Source organism: Sandaracinus amylolyticus (assembly GCF_021631985.1).
GTDB classification, from domain to species: Bacteria; Myxococcota_A; Polyangia; order Polyangiales; family Sandaracinaceae; genus Sandaracinus; species Sandaracinus amylolyticus_A.
In genome coordinates, this window is the sequence record NZ_CP070225.1 from 326,503 (window position 1) to 348,698 (window position 22,196).

General features: G+C 70.9%; 14 protein-coding genes. 9 read left to right on the forward strand and 5 right to left on the reverse strand.

Annotated features, from left to right (window positions below; translation table 11 throughout):
- Positions 1–33 precede the first annotated feature (33 nt).
- Positions 34–870: a hypothetical protein gene (locus I5071_RS01310; RefSeq protein WP_236520036.1), complete on the reverse strand. Its 837-nt coding sequence runs from the start codon at positions 868–870 to the stop codon at positions 34–36.
- Positions 867–2,378: a hypothetical protein gene (locus tag I5071_RS01315; RefSeq protein ID WP_236520037.1), complete on the reverse strand. Its 1,512-nt coding sequence runs from the start codon at positions 2,376–2,378 to the stop codon at positions 867–869. The genes I5071_RS01310 and I5071_RS01315 overlap by 4 nt, the downstream gene beginning before the upstream one ends.
- Before the next feature lie 236 nt (positions 2,379–2,614).
- Between I5071_RS01315 and hflX the strand changes: the two genes are divergently transcribed.
- The gene (gene hflX / locus I5071_RS01320; RefSeq protein WP_236520038.1) at positions 2,615–4,912 is read left to right on the forward strand and encodes a GTPase HflX; all 2,298 of its coding nucleotides are present in this window, start codon (positions 2,615–2,617) and stop codon (positions 4,910–4,912) included.
- Between the two features lie 45 nt (positions 4,913–4,957).
- On the opposite strand, the gene I5071_RS01325 is transcribed toward hflX, so the two are convergent.
- Entirely contained in the window at positions 4,958–7,000 is a 2,043-nt protein-coding gene (locus tag I5071_RS01325; protein ID WP_236520039.1) for a Kelch repeat-containing protein, read from the reverse strand.
- A 336-nt stretch (positions 7,001–7,336) separates the two neighbouring features.
- Between I5071_RS01325 and I5071_RS01330 the strand changes: the two genes are divergently transcribed.
- The 6 genes from I5071_RS01330 to I5071_RS01355 all read left to right on the forward strand — a co-directional run bounded on the left by I5071_RS01330 (position 7,337) and on the right by I5071_RS01355 (position 17,968).
- Positions 7,337–9,151, forward strand: coding sequence for a TonB-dependent receptor plug domain-containing protein (locus I5071_RS01330; RefSeq protein ID WP_236520040.1), 1,815 nt, complete (start codon positions 7,337–7,339; stop codon positions 9,149–9,151).
- 43 nt (positions 9,152–9,194) lie between these two features.
- Positions 9,195–10,871: an HmuY family protein gene (locus I5071_RS01335; RefSeq protein ID WP_236520041.1), complete on the forward strand. Its 1,677-nt coding sequence runs from the start codon at positions 9,195–9,197 to the stop codon at positions 10,869–10,871.
- Positions 10,872–11,131: 260 nt separating this feature from the next.
- Entirely contained in the window at positions 11,132–12,802 is a 1,671-nt protein-coding gene (locus I5071_RS01340) for a hypothetical protein (RefSeq protein ID WP_236520042.1), read from the forward strand.
- 132 nt (positions 12,803–12,934) lie between these two features.
- Positions 12,935–14,224 (forward strand): imelysin family protein, encoded by a 1,290-nt coding sequence (locus I5071_RS01345; RefSeq protein ID WP_236520043.1) that lies wholly within the window; start codon positions 12,935–12,937, stop codon positions 14,222–14,224.
- A 10-nt stretch (positions 14,225–14,234) separates the two neighbouring features.
- Positions 14,235–15,635, forward strand: a complete 1,401-nt coding sequence (locus I5071_RS01350; RefSeq protein ID WP_236520044.1) for an HTTM domain-containing protein — start codon at positions 14,235–14,237, stop codon at positions 15,633–15,635.
- On the forward strand, positions 15,635–17,968 hold the full coding sequence (locus tag I5071_RS01355; RefSeq protein ID WP_236520045.1) for a TonB-dependent receptor family protein: 2,334 nt from the start codon (positions 15,635–15,637) through the stop codon (positions 17,966–17,968). Before I5071_RS01350 ends, I5071_RS01355 begins: the two co-directional genes overlap by 1 nt.
- A 30-nt stretch (positions 17,969–17,998) precedes the next feature.
- Here the strand turns inward: I5071_RS01355 and I5071_RS01360 are convergent, their stop codons facing one another.
- Positions 17,999–18,535 carry a hypothetical protein gene (locus I5071_RS01360; RefSeq protein WP_236520046.1) on the reverse strand — a complete coding sequence of 179 codons (537 nt, stop codon included), beginning with the start codon at positions 18,533–18,535 and terminating at the stop codon, positions 17,999–18,001.
- A 189-nt stretch (positions 18,536–18,724) separates the two neighbouring features.
- On the opposite strand from I5071_RS01360, the gene cysD reads away from it, so the two are divergent.
- Both cysD and cysN read left to right on the forward strand, forming a co-directional pair.
- A complete protein-coding gene (gene cysD, locus I5071_RS01365; protein ID WP_236520047.1) occupies positions 18,725–19,633 on the forward strand; it encodes a sulfate adenylyltransferase subunit CysD in 909 nt (302 codons plus the stop codon).
- Position 19,634: 1 nt separating this feature from the next.
- Entirely contained in the window at positions 19,635–20,936 is a 1,302-nt protein-coding gene (gene cysN, locus I5071_RS01370; RefSeq protein ID WP_236520048.1) for a sulfate adenylyltransferase subunit CysN, read from the forward strand.
- Positions 20,937–21,000: 64 nt separating this feature from the next.
- On the opposite strand, the gene I5071_RS01375 is transcribed toward cysN, so the two are convergent.
- Positions 21,001–22,173 carry an OmpA family protein gene (locus I5071_RS01375; protein WP_236520049.1) on the reverse strand — a complete coding sequence of 391 codons (1,173 nt, stop codon included), beginning with the start codon at positions 22,171–22,173 and terminating at the stop codon, positions 21,001–21,003.
- Positions 22,174–22,196: the final 23 nt, after the last annotated feature.

Here is a 22,196-nt window from a genome sequence, read left to right on the forward strand (position 1 = left end):
TCCACCGCCCAAACCTGTCCGGGCTCGCTCTCCTCACGGCGCGAGCCCGCAGAGACCTTCGCTGCACGTCAGCCCCGGACCGCACGGAGGATCTCCGCCGGCGCAGCACGCGAGCCCGTGCTCGCCGCAGCGCCGACACCGATCGACTCCGTCGTCCGACGTCGTGCAGTCCATCCCGAGCCCGCACGCCGGCGAGCCCTCGCAGCACACCCGTCCATCGGACCCGCACGCCGGGCCGGGCAGACAGATCGGCGCTCCGAAATCGGACGCGACGCAGCCGAGCCCGGGCCCGCACGCGTCGCCTTCTTCACAACACTCCGCGCCGAGCGCTCCGCACGGGATCGGCGCGACGCACACCCACGCGCCGAAGAGGTTCTGCAGGCAGTCGATGCCCTCGTCGCAGACCATCCCCGGGCAACAGTCCTGATCTGCCGCGCCACACGGCGCGCAGCGCTCGCCGATGCACGAGAGCCCCTCGCTGCACGCGGGATCGCTCTCGCAGCACGCCGCGCCTTCCGCGCCGCACGGGGCATCGACGCAGGTCCCGTCCTCGCACACGCCGCCGGGATCGCACTGATCGAGCTCGCAGCACGGCCCACCGATCGCGCCGCACCCCGCGCTCGTGCACGTCCCGTCGACGCAGAGGAGGCCACCGCCGCACGTCGCGCCGAGGCAGCACAGCTCGCCTTCCTCGTCGCAGCGCGCGTCGGGATCGGCGTCGCTCGCGTCGACGCCCGCGTCGTCGGCGGAGCCGGCGTCGATCGCGGACGCGTCGACCGCGCCCGCGTCGTCACCCGCATCGGGCACGTCGTAGAAGCGCGTGCAGCCGCACAGCGCGACCAGCGCGAGACAGAGCGCGCGCGTCGTCATTCCGGCCCCTCCGGGAAGCAGAATCCGTCGATGCACACCTCGCCCGCGGGACAGTCGTCGTCGTCCTCGCAGGGCTGCCGGCGCGCCTCGGTCGTCCACTCCGCGATGAAGTTGTCGACGTCTCCGCGCTGTCCGGGAAAGCGCAGCGCAGGACGCGAAGGATCCTCGGGGTCGGCCTCGGGATCGAACGCCGCCATCCAGATCTGTCGCTCGCCGCCCGCGACCACGCCGTGCGCGCGGCCGCTCGAGAACGTGAGCCAGTAGATGCGCCGCCCCTGCTGCAGGTACGGGCTCGGGTTCCACCGGATCCACGTCGCGTCGCTGCTCGCGCCGAGCGCACGATCCAGCACCACCGGCGACGCATCCGGCGTGCGCGTCGCGACCAGCACCGAGCGCGCGTCGACGCGCGCGGTGTACCCGATCCACTCCGAGTCCGGCGCGAACGCGGGCCCGTGCTCCTCGTCGGTGCCCGGCGTCTCGAGCACCGCGGGCGCGCCCCACGTCTCACCGCTGCGCGCGATGATCTGCAGCGCGCGCGCCTCCGCGCCGATCGCGCCGTCGAACACCACGCGCGATCCATCGGGCGACCAGTCCGCCGACACGCCCGACACGCCGAACTCGTGGAGCACGCGGCCATCGACACCCGACACGATGCGCAGCGGTCGATCGAGCCCGTCGGCCGGCGGCGGGCTCCCGCTCACCAAGAGATCGTCGGCATCGCCGTACGCGGGGAGCGGCGCGTCGATCTCGCTCGCCAGCACCTGCGAGCGCGTCGCCACGTCGTAGATGCGCGCGCGGAAGCCGTTCGTCGCGTCGTACACGCCGACCGCGATGCGCGACCCATCGCGCGAGATCGCGTGACAGCCCACGCACGTGCCTTCCTCGGTCTGGCTCAGGTAGAGCTCGGAGCTGCGCCGCCCGAGCGCGAAGTCGTAGCGGCGGATCGACGGCGGATCGGTCGACCAGAAGTAGAGCGCGCCCTGGATCGCCTCGTGCGCGAGCTCGAGCTCCACCGGCTCCGACGTCGCGCTCACGCGATCCCCCGCGAGCCCGCGCATGCGCATCTCGAACGGGCCCATCGTCCGCCGCGCCGCGAGGGCGCTCCACACCTCGTCCCACGGCTGCAGCACGCAGCCCGAGCCGACCGGACGACACCACGCGTACACGACGATCGCGCGGGCGCCGCGCTGCGAGAACGTCAGCTCGAACGTGTCGTAGGTCCGCCCCGTGAAGTGCACGTCGACGCCCACGAGGTTCGGCGGCACGAGCGTGCCGCTCTCGGGGTACACGATGCGCGGCGGCTCGTCCGACGCGGGCATCGCCGACTCGAAGCGTCGCTCGATCGCCTCGTCGAGCCCCTCGTCGAAGAACACCAGGTATCCGCGCCCCGCGTCGGCGCCGGCGTCGAACGGCGCAATCGACGCATCGACGCCATCACCCGGCGCTTCGACGGTGCACGCGCAGAGCGCGATCGCGGCGATGCCGGACGCAAGAGCGACGTCTCGCATGCGTGACAGGAGAACGTCTCCCGCGTCGTGGTGCAGCTTAGGACCGATGAAACACGTCGATTTAATCTCCGTCTCACCTCGTCCGGCGCGAGATCCCGCTGGCGCGCCCGCTCCGCGGCGCCCATGTTCGACCTCGTGTTGAAGTTCCTCCGTTTGCGCTGAGCACCGCGACGCGCCGCACGCGCGTCGCGAGCAACCCGCCCGAACGTTCCTTCCCACCGGAAGGCCCGGGCGCGGTGCATCGCGCAATCGAGGAGCCAACACGTCGCAGACCCCGCGCTCGCGCGAGGCGGTGCGTCGTGTCCCCGAGCGTCGTGTCCACCCGCGTCCCGGGTCGTCCCCCGCGTCCGCGCGCGCTCGCGCGGCGAAAGGAGACCTCGATGACCCGTCCCCGAAGCTCTTCGTCGTCCGATCGATCGTCCGACCTCGCCATCCTGCTCGCGCCGAGCGGCGAGGCTTCGTGCTCCGAGCTCCAGCGCCTGCTCGCCGGGCTCGGCGTTCGCGTCGCTCACACCATCCCGCTCTCGCGCATGCTCGGCGAAGGCAAGCGCGCCGAGGTGCGCGCGAAGATCGACGCGCTCGCGCGCGGCCCCGACGAGCACGTCCTCGTCGTCGTCGATCGCGCGCTCGATCCCGGCGCCCAGCGCGAGCTCGAGGTCGCGCTCGACGTCGAGGTGCTCGACCGCACCGCGGTCGTGCTCCGCGTGTTCGAGCAGCGCGCCCGCACCCGGCTCGCGCAGCTCGAGGTCGAGCTCGCGCGCCTCGCGTACGAGATCCCGCGCGTGCGCGACGACGGCGCACGACGTGATCGCGAAGGCGGCGGTGGGGGTCGCGGCGCGCGCGGCCACACCGAGGTCGAGCTGCGCAAGCAGCAGCTGCGCGAGCGCAGCGCGCGCCTCGAGCGCGAGGTCGAGCGACTGCGCGCCTCCCGCGCGACCCAGGCCGCGGCGCGCCGTGACGTCCCGCGCGTCGCGCTGGTCGGCTACACGAACGCCGGCAAGTCGTCGCTGCTGCGCGCGCTGACCGGCAGCGACGTGCTCGTCGAGGACGCGCTCTTCGCCACGCTCGACACCACCGTGCGCGCGCTCGCGCCTGCGACGACGCCGCGCGTCCTCGTCTCCGACACGGTCGGCTTCATGCGGAGCCTCCCGCATGCGCTGGTCGCGTCGTTCCACACGACGCTCGACGAAGCGCGCGACACGGATCTGCTGCTCCTCGTCGTCGACGCGTCGGAACCCGAGCATCACGAGCAGCTGCGTGTCACGCGCGAGGTGCTCACCGCGATCGGCGCGACGTCGCCGACACGGATCGTGCTGAGCAAGATCGATCGTGTCGATCCCGAGCGCCGCGCGTCGCTCCTCGCCGAGCATCCCGGGGCGATCGCGATCAGCGCGCACGATCCCACCGAGGTGCGCCGCCTGCGCGACGCGATCGTCGCGTTCTTCGCGAAGGACGAGGAGCACGACGTGCTCGTCGTGCCGTTCACCGAGGGTCGACTGATCGCCGACATCCGTGCCGCGGCGCGGATCCTCTCCGAGCATCACGACGAGTCGGGCGCGGTGCTCGCGATCCGCGCACGGCCCGAGGCGCTCGATCGATGGCGCGCCGCGCTGCCTCCGCTGCCGTCGATCACGAGCGCCGCGGAGCTCGTCGCCGCAGCTGCGCGCTACGGGCTCCGGGTCACGCCCGAGCGCGACGTGCTCGACGCGAGCGGCCTCGACTTCCTCGTGGTCCACGCGCGCGACGACGCCGGCGCGCCGTGGATCGTCCGCACCCCGCGCCGGGCGGACGTGATCGCGTCCGCGCAGCGCGAGGCGCGGGTGCTGCGGCTCGTCGCGCCGTCGCTCGCGGTGGCGGTTCCCGACTGGCGCGTCCACGCACGCGATGTGATCGCGTACCCGCGCCTCGAGGGCACGCCGGGCTGGCGCTTCGACGACACCGGAGCGCTGCGGTGGGCGTTCGATCCGAGCGCACCGCCCGATGCGTTCCTCGACACCTACGCGCACCTGCTCGCGTCGCTGCAGGCGATCCCGCTCGATCGCCTCCACGACGCGGGCGTGCGCGTCGAGTCGGTCGGCGACGCACGCACCGAGCTCGCCCGCGCGATGCGCGACACGCGCGACGCGCTGGCGCCGTCCGACGCGGTGTGGGTGCGATGGCAGCGGTGGATCGACGACGACGCGTCGTGGCCCACCCACGTCGCGCTCGCGCACGCCGACCTCCACCCCGGCCACCTGCTCCTCGACGGCCAGGCTCGCATCACCGGCGTGCTCGACTGGACGGAGGCGCGCGCGACCGATCCGTCGATCGATCTCGCGATGCTCTTCGGCTGCTACGGGCGCAGCGCGCTCGAGTCGGTCGTCGATCGCTTCGCGCGCGCCGGCGGCGTCACCTGGCCCGCGATCGTCTCGCACACGATCGAGCGCTGGGCCGCGAACGCCGCCTTGATCGCGGAGTGGGCGCTGCGCACCGGCGACGACGCGGTGCTCGCACACGCGCGCCATCACCTCGCGACGATCACCGCATCGACCTGAGCCTCGCGCGGAGGGCGCCTCACCGGGCGCCCTCCGCGTGCTCCGTCACTCCGGCAGCGTCACCACCGCGACGCGCGCGACCGGCTCCGCGTCGTGCGTCGACACCAGCACCAGCCGCCCGCGCAGCTCGAACGCGCGCAGGTGCTTCGGCTCGATCGGCAGATCCTCGATCAGCACCGACCACGCATCGCGCTGCGGGTCGTACACCTCGATCGTGCGATCCGCCGCGAGCCCGCCCTCGCCGCGCGACGTGCCGCCCACGAGGTACAAGCGCTCGCCGATCGTGACGAGCTGCGGGTTCAGCCGCGGCGTGCGCGGGCACGCGATCGTGCGCCACGTGCGCGCGCGCAGATCGAGCGCCTGACAGTCCTCGACGAGCTGGAACTCGCCGCGCATCCCGCCGACCACGTACATCACGTCGCCGATGCGCGCGCCACCGAACGCACGACGCGCGCCCTGCATCGCGACGCCCGCGTCCTGCCATTCACCGGTGCTCGCGTCGGCGCGCACGATCTCGGTGAGGTGCCGGAACGCGTCCTCGCCCTCGCGCGCCGGGTCGTAGTCGAGCCCGCCGAGCGCCCACAGCCCACCTTCCGCGTCCGCGACCAGCCCGAACTGCGATCGCGTCACCGGCAGCGCGCTCCACGGCGTCCAGCGATCCTCGTCGAACGAGTACGTGAACGCCTCCGCCTGGGTCCGCGCCTGACCGGTCGACGGCGTCGTGCCCTCGTGCCCGAACCCACCGATCGCGATCCCGCGATCGCTCGCCACCACGGTCTGGATCGTCTGCCGCGCGTACGGATAGTCGGCGCGGCGCGTCCACGAGAGCGACGGCAGATCGAGCGCGTGGTGCTCCGCGACGAAGTGCTGCGGCTCGAAGTCGTGCTGCTCGAGCGACACGTTGCCGCCGAAGAAGTGGAGCGCGTCGTCGTGCACCAAGAGCCCCTGGCGGTTCTTGGTGCGCATCGGCGAGTCGATGGTCAGCACCGTCACCCGCGGCGCAGTGCGCGGCGTGAGCGCGATCGACTCCACGTGCGCGGTGCGCGGCGCGTCGACCATCCCGCGGATCCCGCCGATCGCGATCACCTCGTCGTCGCCGCGCGCGACGAGCTGATGGAAGAAGCGCGGGAACATCATCGTGCCCACGCGCTGCCACGCATCGTCGCCGCCGCGCCACGACCACACCACGCCGTCGCGACCGCTCGCGATCACACGATCGCCCGCGCGCTCGATCGCGGCGCCGAACGCGTCCGCCGGGAAGTCCGGCCCGCGCGACCAGGTGCCGCGCGCGACGTCGAGCACGTCGACGCGCGACGACACCTCGCCCGCCTCGTCGAGCCCGCCGACCACGATCACACGATCACCCAGCGCCGCGACGCCGAGCCCACGACGCGCGAACGGCGCCTCCGCCTCGCGCCAGCCGCGCTCCGGGTGCGCGAGATCGAGCGCGAGCCAGCTGCGTGCGAAGGTCCCCGGCGCCTCGCCCTCGAGCGCCCAGCCGCCCGCGACGATCAGCGTGTCACCGACCACCGCGGCCTCGTGCGACGAGCGCGGCGAGGGCAACGCGGGCAGCGCCTCCCACGATCCGCGCGCGGGATCGAAACAGCCCGCCTCGTCGATCGATCGCAGCCGCACGCGCTCGTTCTCGCGCACCGCGCGCATCCCGCCGATGCGACACACGCGCGCGCCGTGCGCGACGAGCGCGATGCTCTGCGCGGGCGCGATCTCCGGGAGCGCCTCCCACGTCGCGCCGGTGCGCGAGAGATCGAGCCGCCAGAACGCGCCCGACTGATCCTCGGGCACGTACGCGTGCGGCGTGCCGTGATAGCCGCCGAGCACGTAGAGCGCGCCGTTCGTCGACGCCGCACCGAAGCTCGTCACCGCGGTCGGCATGACGGCGTGGAAGTCGCCCTCGACGCGCGCGGTCGCGGCGCTCGACACGCGCTCGACCGTCGCGCTCTGCCCGCCCGATCCCGGGGCCGGTGTCGCGGTCGCCTGCGCCTCCTCGGCCCGCGGCGGAGCGCTGCCGCAGCCCGACGACAGGGTGCCCACGACGCCGGCCGCGAGCGCGGCCATCACGTGCAACACGTGGATTCGACTCGAATTACTGCGCTTCACGCGACGACCTCCGGAACATTTCGCTTGTCGAGAATGACTCTCAAGGGCAGTGTATATGACTATCGTTATCAACTTTCCAGTCGGTTCGGGAGTGCTCGTCCCGGAGGGACCGGACGGGAGCGCGCGTAGCGCGCGCGAACGGGAGGGCCCGGAGTGGCGAGCCGATTTTTCCAGTCGCCGATGCGCAGTCTCCCAGCCCTCGCCGTTTCGCTGTCGATCGCGCTCTGCGCCTCGCGTGCCCACGCCCAGCCAGCGGCGCCGCCCGAGTGCCCACCCGACGACGATCTCTGCGCCTCGCGAGTCGTCGTGAGCGCCACGCGCACCGAGGTCGCGCAGGACGACAGCCCGGTGCGCGTCGAGGTGATCGATCGCGCGACGATCGAGCGCTCGGGCGCGCGTGATCTCGGCGAGCTCCTCGAGGAGCAGCCCGGTCTCCTCGTGACGCGCTCGTTCCGCGGCGACGCGATCCAGATGCAGGGCCTCGACCCCGAGCACGTGCTCGTGCTCGTCGACGGCGAGCGGGTGCCGGGCCGCGTCGGCGGCGCGATCGATCTCGGTCGCTACACGCTCGAGGACATCGAGCGCGTCGAGATCGTGCGCGGCGGATCGAGCGCGCTCTACGGCTCCGACGCGATCGCCGGCGTCGTCCACGTCATCACGCGACGCACCCGCGACGACGTCGAGCTCGACGCGAGCGCGAGCGGCGGAGGAGGCGAGGGCGGTGGGCTCGCCGATGCGACCGCGCGCGCCGCCGTGCGCCTCGGTGACTTCGCGCTGCGCATCTCGGGCGGCTTCCACTGGGCCGAGCCCTTCCGTCGCGGCGGCGATCCCACGATCCCCGAGGACCAGCGCGCGACCGACGGCAGCGAGCGCATGCAGTGGTCGCTCGGCGGCGACGTGCGCTGGCGCGTCGACCCGACGCTCTCGCTCGACGCGCGCGCCGAGTACATGCAGCGCGGTCTCTCGGGCGTCGATCGCAACGACGCGGGCGCGGTCTTCGATCGCGCGCAGCTCGCAGAGCAGATGCAGAGCGGGCTCGGCGCGTCGTGGACGTTCGGAGGCGGGACGCGCCTCGCCACCCGCGCGTCGTACGCGATCTTCCGCGAGCAGTACCTCCGCGATCAGCGCGGCGCGTCCGCGCTCGACGAGCACCAGGACCACCGCGAGGACCTCGGACAGCTCCTCGTGCAGCTCGACATCCCGGTCGACACGCACCTGCTCACGTTCGGCTTCGAAGAGCTCTTCCAGCGCCTCGAGTCGGATCGCCTCGACGGAGTCGGCACGCGCTTCCGCGCATCGCCGTTCGCGCAGGACGAGTGGACCGTGATCGACGACGACGTGCGCCTCGTGCTGGTGCCCGGCGTGCGCGTCGACGCGGACTCGCAGTACGGCACTCAGCTCTCGCCGAAGCTCGCGGTGCGCTTCGATCCGGTCCGCCAGCTCGTGCTGCGCGCGTCGTTCGGCACCGGCTTCCGCGCGCCTTCGTTCCAAGAGCTCCTGCTGCGCTTCGAGAACCCGAGCGTCGGCTACGTCGTCCTCGGCAACCCCGAGCTCGGCCCCGAGACCTCGCGCAGCTACCAGCTCGGCGCCGAGTGGACGCCGATCACCGAGCTGCGCGGATCGCTCTCGCTCTTCCGCAACGACGTCGACGGCCTCATCACGACCGTGACCGCCGAAGAGAGCCCCGACGGCACGCTCTTCACGTACGGCAACATCGCCTCCGCGACCACGCAGGGCATCGAGTCGTCGCTCACCGCGCGCCCGATCCGCGAGCTCTCGCTCGCCGCGAGCTACACGTTCACGCACGCGTGGGATCACGAGAACGATCGCGCGCTCGAGGGACGCGCCGCGCATCGCATCACGCTGAGCGCGACGTTCGATCACCGCGAGTGGGATCTCGGCGCGACCGCACGCTGGGCGCTCACCGGTGAGCGCCCGTTCTACGTCGACGAAGGGCTGATCCACTCGCCCTGGGCCGCGCAGCTCGACCTGCGCATCTACAAGCGCTTCGAGCGCCACCTCGAGATCTCCGCGGGCGTCGACAACGTGCTCGACGCCGGAGACGCGTACCTGCCGCTGCGCCCCCGCACGTTCTACGGCGGCGTCCGCGGTCGGCTGTGATTTCTGCTGCGAGACGCAGCGACGAGAGCAGGAGAAGTTCGACATGATCAGCACCACACGCATCGCGCTCGTCGCGATCGCGCTCACCACGTTCGCGTGCGCGCCCGACCTGCGCTCCGACGACGACGGAGAGGACGCCGGCGCGCACGACGCGGGCCCCGTCCAGGACGGCTCGATCCCGTCTTCGAGCGGACCCTTCCGCCACACCGTGAACGACGACGGAACGATCACCACGATCGTCGACGCGACCGAGGGCACGGCCTATCTCGATCTCGAGTCCGGCCTCGCGGTCACGCCCGCCGATCCGCTCGACTCGCGCGACTGGGATCTCGCGTTCACGCGCTTCTCGATCATCACGAACGGCGGTGCGAGCGGCACCGGCGGCGCGGCCGCGGCGCGCCTGCCCGAGGCCGACTTCGACGCGCTCGACACCGCGCCCGAGACCGGCTGGATCGCCGACGGGCCCGACATCGAAGAGGACACCGACGCGTTCCCCGAGAGCGCGTTCAACGGCGGCGTCGAGGGCGCGAACGACTGGTACGACTACGATCCTTCGTCGCACCGCCTCACGCCGCGCGACGTCGTGTTCGTGGTGCGCACCGTCGAGGGCCACTTCTTCAAGCTGCGCATCGAGGCCTACTACGACGACGCGGGCACGCCGGCGGTGATCACGTTCCGCTGGGCGCGCATCGACGGCGACGACGTCGAGCTGCCCGACGCCGGCCCCCCCGATCGTCCCGATGCCGGTGGTGACGCGGGCGTCGATCCGATCCCGACCGACGCGATCACCGTCGACGCGTCGGCGCGCGATGCGTTCGTCTACCTGCGCGTCGGCGCGGGTGTCGTCGACATCGCCGATCCCGAGACCTCGCTCGACTGGGATCTCGCGATCCGCCGCACCCTGATCCGCACCAACTCGGGCGAGAGCGGCACCGGCCTCGGCGGCGCGCGCAGCGCGGGCGCCGTCGAGCTCGAGCGCGTGATCGAGACCGACACGATCGGGTTCGTCGTCGACGACATCGCGGCGAGCGGCATCCCGGGCGCGCCGGCCGAAGCGCGCAGTCCGATCCTCGCGTCCTGGTACGACTACGACCCGACGACCCACGCGGTCACGCCGAAGGACGAGACCTTCGTGGTGCGCACCGCGCGCGGTGGGTACGCGCGCCTTCGCATCTGGTCGTGGGCCGACGGCACGTTCCGCCTCTCGCTCGAAGCGATCGACGTCGCGCCGCAGGAGCACGCGATCGAGGTCGACGCGTCGACGAGCAACGTGTGGGCGTACGTCGATCTGCATGCGGCCGCGCTCGTCACCGTCGCCGAGCCCGCGACCGACGCGACCTGGGATCTCGCGCTGAGCCGCACGCTCTATCGCACGAGCTCGGGCACCAGCGGTCCGGGGCAGGGTGGCGCGATCGACATGAACGTCGCCGATCCCGCCACCGTGCTCGAGCTGCCGAGCGAGGGCTTCGTCGCCGACGACGAGCGCACGATCCCCGGTCCGCCGGGCTCGCCGACGTACTCGGGCAACGGCGCGCTCGAGGGCTGGTACTCGTACGACCCGACGACCCACGCGGTCTCGCCGCGCGCGACGACCTACGCAGTCCGCCTCGCCGACGGCAGCGTCGGACGGCTCGTGGTCCGCGCCTACGCGAGCGGTCGCTCGACGCTCGGCTGGACCTACGCGGGCCCCGGCCGCACGAGCGTCGCGGCCTCCCGCTGAGAATGGAGTTGACAGTCATTCTCATCGGGACCAGAGTACGATTCGACGCGGCGCAATGATGTGCCGGGTCCGGCAGCTCGGGTTCCTCGGACATGGCGAGCTGCCGCCCTCCCTTTCGCGCCCCCGACGGGTTCCCCCGTCGGGGGCGTTTCCGTTTGATCGGAGCGCGAGAACGAACATCATTCGCGTTCTCGTCAGCATCGAGAATCAATCCCACGTCCATTTCATCGGACGATGGGAACGGTGGAGGGCAGCTCGTGATGACTTCGCAGAAATGGTCGAGGCTCCTGGCAGTGCTCGCGCTCACGGGCGCGCTCGTCGCGTGCGGTGACGACGACGACGGGGGCACGCCCGACGCGGGCCGCGCCGACGCCGGCGGCGGCACTGACTCCGGCATGGTCGCGGAAGACGACGCGGGCAGCGACGCCGGCGAAGAGCCCGACGAGGACGCGGGGACCGATGGCGGCACCGTGCCCGATCCGGAGCCCACGGTCGTCGCGCTCTCCGACACCGCGCACGACCGCTTCCGCGCCGTGACCTTCGACGCCGACGGCAACGTGTACGCCGCGGGACAGATCGCGGTCTCGGCGACCGACTTCGCGCTCGTGGTCGCGAAGTTCGACGCCGAAGGCGAGCTCGTCGCGGAGTTCGGCGACGAGGGCGTCGCGACGCTCAACCTCGCCGAGGGCGGCGCTGCGCTCGAGAACGCGTACGCCGTCGTGGTGCAGCCCGAGGCGGACCGCGTCGTGATCGCGGGCGAGGTCGAGCACGATCCCGCCGCGGCGGCGCCGGCGAACGGCGACACCGACATCGTGCTGGTCGGCTTCGACACGACGACGGGCGACGTCGACACCGACTTCGGCGACGAGGGCATCGTGCGGCTCGATCTCTCGACCGGCCAGGTCGTGGGCTCGACGCTCAACGCGCGCGACACGGTGTGGAGCATCTCGCTCGCGTCGGAAGAGCGCCTCGTCGTGCACGGCACGCAGCGCGCGGCCGGACTGCAGCCCGAGGGCGAGTCGACGACCCCGACCGTGCCGCGCACCGACTCGCTGTTCGCGCTCGTGCGCCTGACCGCCGACGGTGATCGCGACAACACGTTCAGCGGCGACGGCCTCGTGACCGTCGACATCGTGGGCGACCCGGTCACGAACAACGTGACGTTCGCGCGTCGCGGCGCTCGCGCCAGCGCGCGCTCGGCGACCGTGCTCGCCGACGGCAGCATCATCGGCACCGGCTACATCACCTCGACGGCGCTCACCGAGCTCGCGACCGCGCCGCCGCCGCCCCCGGGCGAGTCGCTCCGCACCTCGCAGCAGCCGGTGCTCTACAAGGTCAGCTCGGCGGGCATCTTCGACCCGACGTTCGCGGCGACCGACGAGACTGCGCTGGTCGGCGTGTGGCACGACTTCGCGGGGCGTGACGAGCGCAACGCGGAGGCGTACGGCGCCGCGCTCCAGGGCACGAACCTGGTCACGATCGGCTACGGCCCGACGGTCGACGCGACCGGCATGGGCACCGACTGGGTCTCGTTCCGCTTCACGTCGGCGGGCGTGCTCGACACCACCTACGGCACCGGCGGCCAGTCGTACCTCGACGTCGGCGGCTGGAGCGACAACGGCCGCGCGGTGATCGTGCTCGGCGACGACCGCGTGCTCGCGGTCGGCGGCGGACGCCCCGATCCCGCGACCGCGCCGCCGGCGGGCGAGATGCCCGAGGTCGACGCGATGGTCGCGGTGCTCCAGATGGGCGGCGCGCCCGACACGACGTTCGGAACCAACGGCGCGCGGCTGTACGACCTCGGCGCCACCGACTTCTTCTGGAGCGTGGCGCTCTCGCCCGACGAGTCGACGGTCGCGATCGCCGGCATCGCGGGCGCGGAGACGGGCGGCGACGACGACGCCGTGCTCTTCCTGCTCCCGGTGGACTGATCGGGAATCTCGCGCGGAGACGATCGAGCGTGCGCTCGGTCGTCTCCGCGTTTGCGTCGACCTCGCGAGATCGCGCAGTCTCCGGGCGCGCTCCGCGGGACCAGGTTCCTCGGCCGGAGCGGAAGCCCCACGATGCACAGGACTCCGCGAATCCTCCGTACGCTCCCTGCGGCGACTGCCGCGCTCGCGATCGGCTGCGTGATCGTCTCCTCGTCCACGCAGGAGCCGCCGCGAGAGGACGCCTCGACGGAACCGGTCGACTCGGGCCCGCGCCCCGACGTCACCGACACGCGCGATGCCGGCGGGCTGACGCGCGCCGAGGCGACGCGCGCGTTGTTGGTGTCGGTCGGTGAGCGCGTCGTCCTTCCGACGTACCGCGAGCTCGCGACCGAGACCGAGGCGCTCCTCGCGGCGACCCAGGCGTACGCGAGCGCGCCGAGCGACGAGACCCGCGCTGCCGCGCAGGAGGCGTGGCGCCGCACGATGGTCGTGGTCGAGCGCGCCGAGCTGCTGCAGCTCGGGCCGGGGGGCATGGCCGGAGGCGAGGTCCCCGGCGGACGTGGTCTGCGTGACGCGATGTACGCGTGGCCCTCGTTCAACCGCTGCCGCATCGACGTCGCGATGCAGCAGGGCGTGTACGAAGATCTCGAGACGCTCGCGCGGCAGGGCCGCTACATGCTCGGCCTCGGCGCGATCGAGTACCTGCTCTTCGAGCCCAGCGCGGATCACGACTGCGATCCCGGCGCGGCGGTGACGGTCGATCCCGAGGCGTGGGCCGCGCTCGGCGAGAGCGGAGTCCGCGCGCGCCGTGCCGCGCATGCGCACGCGCTCGCGCAGCTGGTCGATCGTGCGGCCGACGATCTGCTGCAGGCGTGGGAGCCCGGCGGCGGCGGGTTCGCGACCCAGCTCGCGACGGCGGGCGAGGGCAGCGCCGTCTACGCGATGTCGCAGGACGGGCTCAACGCGATCTTCCACGCGATGTTCTACCTGGACCGGCAGATCAAGGACTCGAAGCTCGCGGGGCCCGCGTCGATCGGCGATCGCTGCGCGACCGAGAGCTGCCCCGAGCTGCTCGAGTCGCGCTATGCGCACCGATCGAGCGAGCACCTCCTGCCGAACCTGCAGGCGTTCCAGGCGCTCTTCCTCGGCGCGCCGGCGGGCACCGACGCGGTCGGGTTCGACGACCTCCTGCTCAGCGTCGGCGCGACGGAGCTCGAGGCGGACATGCGCACGAAGATCGCGACCGCGGTGGAGCTCGCATCGACGCTCCCGCCGGTCGACGCGACCACGTTCGCATCGCACCTCGACGAGTACGCCGCGATGTACGCAGCGGTGAAGGCGGTCACCGATCTGTTCAAGGCCGAGTTCCGCACGGTGCTCGCGCTCGAGCTGCCGATGGGCGCCGCCGAAGACAACGACTGATCGGACCGCGATGCGGAGCGTGCTGTCGAGCCTCTGGGCGCGCGCCCACCAGCCGACCGACGCGGCAGCGCTCGCCGCGTTCCGGATGTTGTTCGGCGTGCTCGCGGTCGTGATCCCGACGCGCTTCGTCGCGGAAGGTTGGGTCGACCGCTTCTACGTGCGGCCGACCTACTATTTCACGTACTGGGGCTTCGAGTGGATCCGCCCGCTGCCCGCGCCGTGGATCCACGGGGTGTTCGTCGCGATGGCGATCTGCGGCGCGCTCGTCGCGCTCGGGCTCTTCTATCGCGTCGCGATCGTCGGGTTCTTCCTGCTCTTCACGTACGTCGAGCTGATCGACGTCACGACCTATCTCAACCACTACTATCTCGTCAGCCTGCTCGCGCTCGTGATGAGCGCGCTGCCGCTGCACCGCACGTGGTCGCTCGACGCGTGGCTGCGCCCTCGGGTGCGCGCCGCGACGCTGCCGCGATGGATGACGTGGCTGGTGCGCTTCCAGGTCGGCGTCGTCTACGTGTTCGCGGCGCTCGCGAAGCTGACGAGCGATTGGCTGCTGCACGCGCAGCCGCTCCAGATCTGGCTCGGCGCGCGGATGAGCACGCCGCTGATCGGTGCGTACTTCGACCGCATCGAGGTCGCGTACGCGATGAGCTGGGCGGGGTTCCTCTACGACCTGACGATCCCGATCTGGCTCTCGTGGCGTCGCACCCGGCCTCTCGCCTACGCGATGCTGCTCTTCTTCCACGTCGCGACCGGCACGCTGTTCCAGATCGGCATGTTCCCCTGGATCATGAGCGTCGCGGCGCTCGTCTTCTTCGATCCGTCGTGGCCGCGCGCGGTGCTGCGCGTGCTCCGCGTGAAGAGCGAAGCACCGTCGATCGAGGCCACCGTGCCGCGCTTCGCGGGTGGGCGCGCCGTCGCGGCGATCGCGCTCGGTGTGTGGTGCGCGTTCCACGTGCTGATGCCGCTGCGCGCGCATGCGTACGGCGGCAACGTGCTCTGGCACGAGCAGGGGATGCGCTGGTCGTGGCGCGTGCTCTGCCGCGAGAAGAACGGCAGCGTGACCTATCGAGTGCGCTATCGCGGCCGGCGATTCGATCGCGAGATCGCGCCGCGCGACTACCTGACGCGCGATCAAGAAGTCGAGTTCTCGGCGCAGCCGGACATGATCCTCCAGCTGGCGCATCACATCGCCGGCGAGTATCGAGCGCGCGGCGAGACGGATGTCGAGGTACGCGTGGATGCGTGGGTGTCTCTGAACGGACGGCGGATGGCTCGGATGATCGATCCCGACGTGGACCTCGCGCAGGTGGAGGACTCGCTCCTGCCCGCCGACTGGATCCTCCCGGAGCCCGCCGGACCGCCGCTCGACGTCGCGACCTCCGCGCTCGCTCGGATCGGGGAACGCTGATGCGCTGGCAATGGCTCGTGGTGATCGCGGCGCTCCTCTGGAGCGTCGAGGCGAAGGCGCAGGACGTCGAGGCGGCCGAGGAGCCAGCGCCGACCGACGACACCGCCGACGTCGAGGTCGAGGACGGCCCCGCGACCGAAGAGCAGGTCGACGTGACGCGCGAGTCGCGCACCGAGGACCTGACGACCGGCGAAGTGCTCGTGCGCGCGCGCGCCGAAGAGGTGTTCCGCGCCGGCGGCTCGGTGCACGTGATGGGCGAAGAAGAGCTCGAGCAGCTCGACTACAACGACCCGCTCGCCGTGCTCACCCAGGTGCCCGGCGTCTACGTGCGCACCGAGGAGGGCTACGGCCTGCGCCCGAACATCGGCATCCGCGGCGCGAGCGCCGAGCGCAGCCGGAAGATCACGCTGATGGAGGACGGAGTCCTCCTCGCGCCCGCGCCGTACTCCGCGCCCGCCGCGTACTACTTCCCGCTGATGGCGCGCATGACCGGCGTCGAGGTCACGGCCGGGCCCGCCGCGATCCTCTACGGCCCGCACACCGTCGGTGGCGCGATCGATCTGCAGGGACGTCAGATCCCCGGGCGTCGCGAGGGGCGTATCGATCTCTCGCTCGGCAACACCTGGTACGGCCGCGCGCACCTCTACTACGGCGACTCGAACGAGTGGGGCGGCTTCCTCGTCGAGGCGCTGCACCTGCGGTCGAGCGGCTTCCACGAGCTCGATGCGCCGCCGGGCGGCAATCGCGACACCGGATTCCACCGCACCGACATCATCGCTCGCGGTGAATTGCACGGGAGTCTGGATCGCGACTTCTATCATCGGCTCGAGGTCACGTTCGGCCTCGGTCTCGAGCAGTCGAACGAGACCTATCTCGGCCTGAGCGATCAGGACTTCCGCGACAATCCGTATCGACGTTACGCGGCGACGCAGCTCGATCGCATGGAGTGGTGGCGCACCCGCGTGCAGCTCCGATATCAGATCGAGTCGGAGGACATGGAGCTCACGGTCACTGCCTATCGGCACGACTTCGAGCGCACCTGGTATCGACTCGATCACTTCTGCGACACGCTCGCGATCACGCCCGCCGGACAGCTCGACACCTGCGGCACGCGCGTCGGGTTCGATCGGATCCTCCAGAATCCGACGATCTATGCGAGCCAGTACGAGCGACTCACGGGCACGCTCGACGCGGAGCCGACCGACGCGCCGCTGCTCATGGCGCGCAATCACCGCATCTTCGCGGTGCAGGGCATCCAGGCGAACGGCCGCGTGTCGTTCGACACCGGGCCTTTCGCGCACCGCATCGACTACGGTGCTCGCGTCCATTTCGACGAGATCACCCGCAATCACACGGGCGACACGTACTACCTGCTCCAGCAGCAGATGGTGCTGCAGAACGCGGGGCTCGAGCTCGAGGGCAACCACGACAGCGCGTGGGCGCTGGCGGCCTATGCGAGCTGGGGCGTCACGTGGGAGCGACTGACCATCTCGCCCGGGTTCCGCACCGAGCTCATCTGGCTCGAGCACGAGGATCGATATACGGGCCGTCGCGTCTCGAGCGAGCAATACGCGTTCTTGCCGGGCGTCGGTGTGCAGTACGCGCTCCTGCCCGAGCTCGCGGTGTTCGCCGGCGCGCACCTCGGGTTCTCGCCGATCGGTCCGGGGCAGGAAGCGGACGTGCTGCCCGAGACCGCGTGGAACTACGAGGTCGGTGCCCGATACGGCCGCATCGACGAGCTCACGCACGGACAGCTCACGTACTTCATCAGCGACTACCAGAACCTCTCGAGCATCTGCACGCTCGCGTCGGGCTGCACGTCGGACATGCTCGATCGTCAGTTCAACGCGGGCGCGGTGCTGGTGATGGGCATCGAGGCCGAGGCCGCGCACACGTTCGTCGTCGACGAGCTCTCGATCCCGCTCGCGGCGAGCTACACGTGGACGTGGTCGCGCTTCATGACCTCGTTCTTCTCGACGAATCCGCAGTTCGGACAGGTCGAGATCGGCGATCACCTCCCGTACGTGCCCGAGCACCAGCTCTCGATGCGCGCGGGCTTCACGTGGCGGATGCTCGCGCTGCACACGAACGGGCTCTTCGTGTCGCAGATGCGCGACGTCGCGGGGCAGGGCGACGTGCCCGACATCGAGCTCACCGACGCGTACTTCATGCTCGACGCGAGCGCGAGCGTGGAGGTCTATCCGGGCTTCCGCGTGTACGTGCGCGGCGAGAACCTGACCGGCGCGCAGCCGCTCGTGACGCGCCGTGCGTGGGGCGCGCGCGGCACGAAGCCCGTGCTGGTGCAGGGCGGCATCGAGATCGACATCCGCTGATCAGGCGCGCCGACGACCCGCGCGCTCGGCTCAGGGATCGAGGACGGCGTCGTAGATGCACCGGGCGGTTGCCGGCGTGCCCTCGACGAGATCTCCGCCGGTGACTCCCGAGTAGAAGAGCTCGACCCGAATTTCCTCGGTCGCGACGTCTCGCTCGAACGTTCCCGAGATGCTCCCCATCTCGACGCCCAGGACCCGTCCCTCGTCGTCGAGGATCGAGACGCGCGGCGTGACGTCGGTGCGGACCGGATCCGCTTCGATCGTGGCGCGCATGGTCACACCATCGTCGTGGGTCACCGTCGCGCAGAGCCGCTCGAACACGTTCGGGACGTCGAGCCCGAAGTCACAGCCCGAGCTGACGTTCGACGGGTTCACGCTGATCGCGTCGTCGTTCCGCTCGCGGACCGATGTCGGCGAATCATCTGCGATCGTGATCTCGCAGAACCACTGCCCGTTCTCGACGTAGAAGAGCCGCTGCTCGGCGTAGGGGGCATCGCTGCCGCAACCGGCGGCGAGTGCTGGGACGAGCGCGAGGCACGCGAGGAGACGAACGGCCAGACGGGTCATCACTTCTGCTCCAGAGTTGGCGGGGGCGCGAAGATCCGTCGCTGCTGTGCGAGCGTCAACGGAAATCCATCACGGCGCGCCCAGCGTCGTTCTGCGCTCCCGCGCGCCAGAGATTCCCGCATTTCCCGACGCGACAATATGCGAGTGTGCTTGCCTGGTCGCGTTCGGAGGGGTATCCCCGGGGCCGAGATGATCTCCTATCAGCTCGGACACCTCAAGGCGCTCGAGGCCGAGGCGATCCACATCCTCCGCGAAATGGCGGCCGAGCGTGAGCGTCCGGTCCTGCTCTTCTCGGGCGGCAAGGACTCGATCGTGCTGCTGCGGCTCGCGGAGAAGGCGTTCCGTCCCGCGCGCTTTCCGTTCCCGCTCATGCACGTCGACACCGGGCACAACTTCCCGGAGGCGATCGAGTTCCGCGATCGCCGCGTGAAGGAGCTCGGAGAGCGCCTGGTCGTCGCGAGCGTCGAGGAGTCGATCGCGAAGGGGCGCGTGGTCGAGGAGAAGGGCCCGCGCGCCTCGCGCAATCGCCTCCAGACCACGGCGCTGCTCGACGCGATCGAGGAGCACCAGTTCGACGCCGCGATCGGCGGCGCGCGTCGCGACGAAGAGCGAGCACGCGCGAAGGAGCGCATCTTCAGCCACCGCGACGAGTTCGGGCAGTGGGACCCGAAGAACCAGCGGCCCGAGCTGTGGAGCCTCTACAACACGCGGCTGCGCAAGGGCGAGCACTTCCGCGTGTTCCCGATCTCCAACTGGACCGAGCTCGACGTCTGGGCGTACATCCGCGAGGAGAAGCTCGAGATCCCGAGCATCTACTACTCGCACGAGCGCGAGGTGTTCGAGCGCGACGGGATGCTCTACTCGCGCGCGCACTTCACCGAGCTCCTGCCCGGCGAGAAGTTCTTCCGCGAGATCGTCCGCTTCCGCACCGTCGGCGACATGAGCTGCACCGGCGCGGTGCGCAGCACCGCGAAGACGATCGAAGAAGTGATCGAAGAGGTCGCCGCGTCGCGCGTGACCGAGCGCGGCGCGACCCGCGCCGACGATCGCTTCACCGAAGCCGCCATGGAAGATCGCAAGAAGGAAGGGTACTTCTGAGATGAGCGGCGATCTGATCTCGCGCGAGCCGATCGCGATGGAGGAGGGCGCGGACCTCCTGCGCTTCTCGACCTGCGGCAGCGTCGACGACGGCAAGAGCACGCTGATCGGGCGTCTGCTCTACGACACGAAGTCGATCTTCGAGGACCAGCTCCAGCACGTCGAGGACGTCTCGCGCCGTCGCGGCGACGAGTACACGAACCTCGCGCTGCTCACCGACGGTCTGCGCGCCGAGCGCGAGCAGGGCATCACCATCGACGTCGCCTATCGGTACTTCGCGACGCCGCGCCGCAAATTCATCATCGCGGACACGCCCGGGCACATCCAGTACACGCGCAACATGGTGACCGGTGCGAGCACCGCGAACCTCGCGATCGTGCTCGTCGACGCGCGCAAGGGGCTCGTCGAGCAGTCGCGCCGTCACTCGTTCATCGCGTCGCTGCTGCGCATCCCGCACATCGTGTTCGCGGTGAACAAGATGGACCTCGTCGGCTGGGACGAGGGCGTGTTCCGGAAGATCGAGGCGGAGTTCCGGAACTTCGCGAGCAAGCTCGACGTGCAGGACATCGCGTTCATCCCGGTGAGCGCGCTGCACGGCGACAACGTGGTGACCCGCAGCGAGAACATGCCCTGGTACCAGGGCGCGCCGCTGCTGCATCACCTCGAGACGGTCCACATCGCGTCGGACCGCAACATGATCGACGTGCGCTTCCCGGTGCAGTGGGTGATCCGCCCGCAGAGCGCCGAGCACCCCGACTATCGCGGCTACGCGGGCGTCGTCTCGGGCGGGATCCTCAAGCCGGGCGACGAGGTCGTCTCGCTGCCGAGCGGCTTCACGTCGCGCATCAAGAAGATCGAGACGTTCGACGGGCCGGTCGACGAAGCGTTCTCGCCGATGAGCGTGATCGTGCACCTCGAGGACGAGCTCGACGTCTCGCGCGGCGACATGCTCTGCCGCCCGAGCAACAAGCCCGTCGTCGGTCAGGACCTCGACGCGATGGTGTGCTGGATGACGGACCAGCCGCTCACCGCGAAGTCGCGCCTCGCGCTCAAGCACACCACGCGTTGGGTGCGCGCGATGGTCACGAACATCTCGTACAAGCTCGACGTGAACACGCTGCACCGCAACGAGAACGTGCCGAGCCTCGGGCTGAACGACATCGGTCGCATCCAGCTGCGCACGACGGCGCCGCTCTTCTACGACGAGTACCGCCGCAACCGCACGACCGGCTCGTTCATCCTCGTCGACGAGAGCACGAACGCGACCGTCGCCGCGGGGATGCTGCTCTCCGAGCCTCGCTGAGCATCCTCGGATCGACGAAACGCCCTCTCCGCGTCACCGCGGAGAGGGCGTTCTCGTTCCGTCGTCACTCCGCTTCGCGCACTCCGGGCGGCGCGGGATCGACGTAGTCGGGCTCCGGCGGGCTCGCCTCGGGCGCCTCGCCCTCGGGGCGCATGCCCTCGCGCCAGACGATGTCGAACTGCACGCGTCGATTGACCTGGTGGTCGTACTCGGTCTCGGCGTCGGGGATCTCGGGGCGCGACTCGCCCCATGCCTCGATCTCGACGACCTCGCGAGGCACGCCGTGCGCTTCGAGATATCGGAGCACCGCCTCGGCGCGCTTGCGGCTCAGGTCGACGTTGTACGCCTCGGGGCCGCGTCGATCGGCGTGGCCGCTGATCACCAGCGCGGCCCAGCGATCGCCGCTCTCCTCGTAGCGCCGCGCGACCTCGTCGAGCTGCTCCATGCCGGTCTCGCGGAGCTCCCAGCGATCGAAGTCGAAGAACACGCGCTCGTCGATCACGAGCTGGTCGTCGATGAACGGCTGCGCGATGTCTTCCTCCTCGGGCAGCGGCTCGGGCTCCACCACCGGAGGCGGGGCCACCGCGAGCTCCGACTCGGGCTTCATGTCGAGCGGCTCCTCGCGAGTCACGTGGACGTGATCGAGGAACGCGATCTCGATGCCGCCGTTCCACATGAACAGGTAGTCCTCGCCGAACCGATCTTCCGTCTCCACGACGTGCGTGAGCTGCCCCATCGGGGAGAGCACGATCGGGCCGAGGTCGATGCCGTAGCCGAGGCCGAGGTCGAACACCGGCACCACGTCGCCGTCCACCAGCCAGGGGCCCGCGCCCAGCTGCACCCAGAGCCCGGCGGCGCGTCGGTCCGCGTTCACGACGGCTCCGAGGGGACGCACGCGCATGCTCGCGCTGAGCTGACCGAAGTCGAGCATCCCTCGGTCCACGGGGTCCTGCGGGATGACCTGCCCCTCGGTGAGCGCGCCGCCCCCGAGGCGGAGGCCGAACGCGAGCTCGGGGATGAAGGACCGATACACGCCGAGCGCAGCGCTCCCACCGACGTCGAACTGTTCCCTCGCCAGCTGGTTGATCGGTCCCGAGGCCATCCCGTCGAGCACGAAGAACCAGGGCTCTTCGGACTCCACCTCTTCCTGCGCGGCCGCGCGCGACGCCGTCGCCGAGGCCGAGATCGCGAGGCCGCCCACGACGCCGGCGATCACCCGATGCACGTTGCTCTGCATGCCGTTCCCTCGTTCTTTCTTCC

Bases quoted from the DNA above. Each gene is read 5' to 3' on its own strand.
- I5071_RS01310 (WP_236520036.1), bottom strand. From the start codon at position 870: ATGACGACGCGCGCGCTCTGTCTCGCGCTGGTCGCGCTGTGCGGCTGC.
- I5071_RS01315 (WP_236520037.1), bottom strand. From the start codon at position 2,378: ATGCGAGACGTCGCTCTTGCGTCCGGCATCGCCGCGATCGCGCTCTGC.
- I5071_RS01335 (WP_236520041.1), top strand. From the start codon at position 9,195: ATGATCAGCACCACACGCATCGCGCTCGTCGCGATCGCGCTCACCACG.
- I5071_RS01340 (WP_236520042.1), top strand. From the start codon at position 11,132: ATGACTTCGCAGAAATGGTCGAGGCTCCTGGCAGTGCTCGCGCTCACG.
- I5071_RS01345 (WP_236520043.1), top strand. From the start codon at position 12,935: ATGCACAGGACTCCGCGAATCCTCCGTACGCTCCCTGCGGCGACTGCC.
- I5071_RS01350 (WP_236520044.1), top strand. From the start codon at position 14,235: ATGCGGAGCGTGCTGTCGAGCCTCTGGGCGCGCGCCCACCAGCCGACC.
- I5071_RS01355 (WP_236520045.1), top strand. From the start codon at position 15,635: ATGCGCTGGCAATGGCTCGTGGTGATCGCGGCGCTCCTCTGGAGCGTC.
- I5071_RS01360 (WP_236520046.1), bottom strand. From the start codon at position 18,535: ATGACCCGTCTGGCCGTTCGTCTCCTCGCGTGCCTCGCGCTCGTCCCA.
- cysD (WP_236520047.1), top strand. From the start codon at position 18,725: ATGATCTCCTATCAGCTCGGACACCTCAAGGCGCTCGAGGCCGAGGCG.
- cysN (WP_236520048.1), top strand. From the start codon at position 19,635: ATGAGCGGCGATCTGATCTCGCGCGAGCCGATCGCGATGGAGGAGGGC.
- I5071_RS01375 (WP_236520049.1), bottom strand. From the start codon at position 22,173: ATGCAGAGCAACGTGCATCGGGTGATCGCCGGCGTCGTGGGCGGCCTC.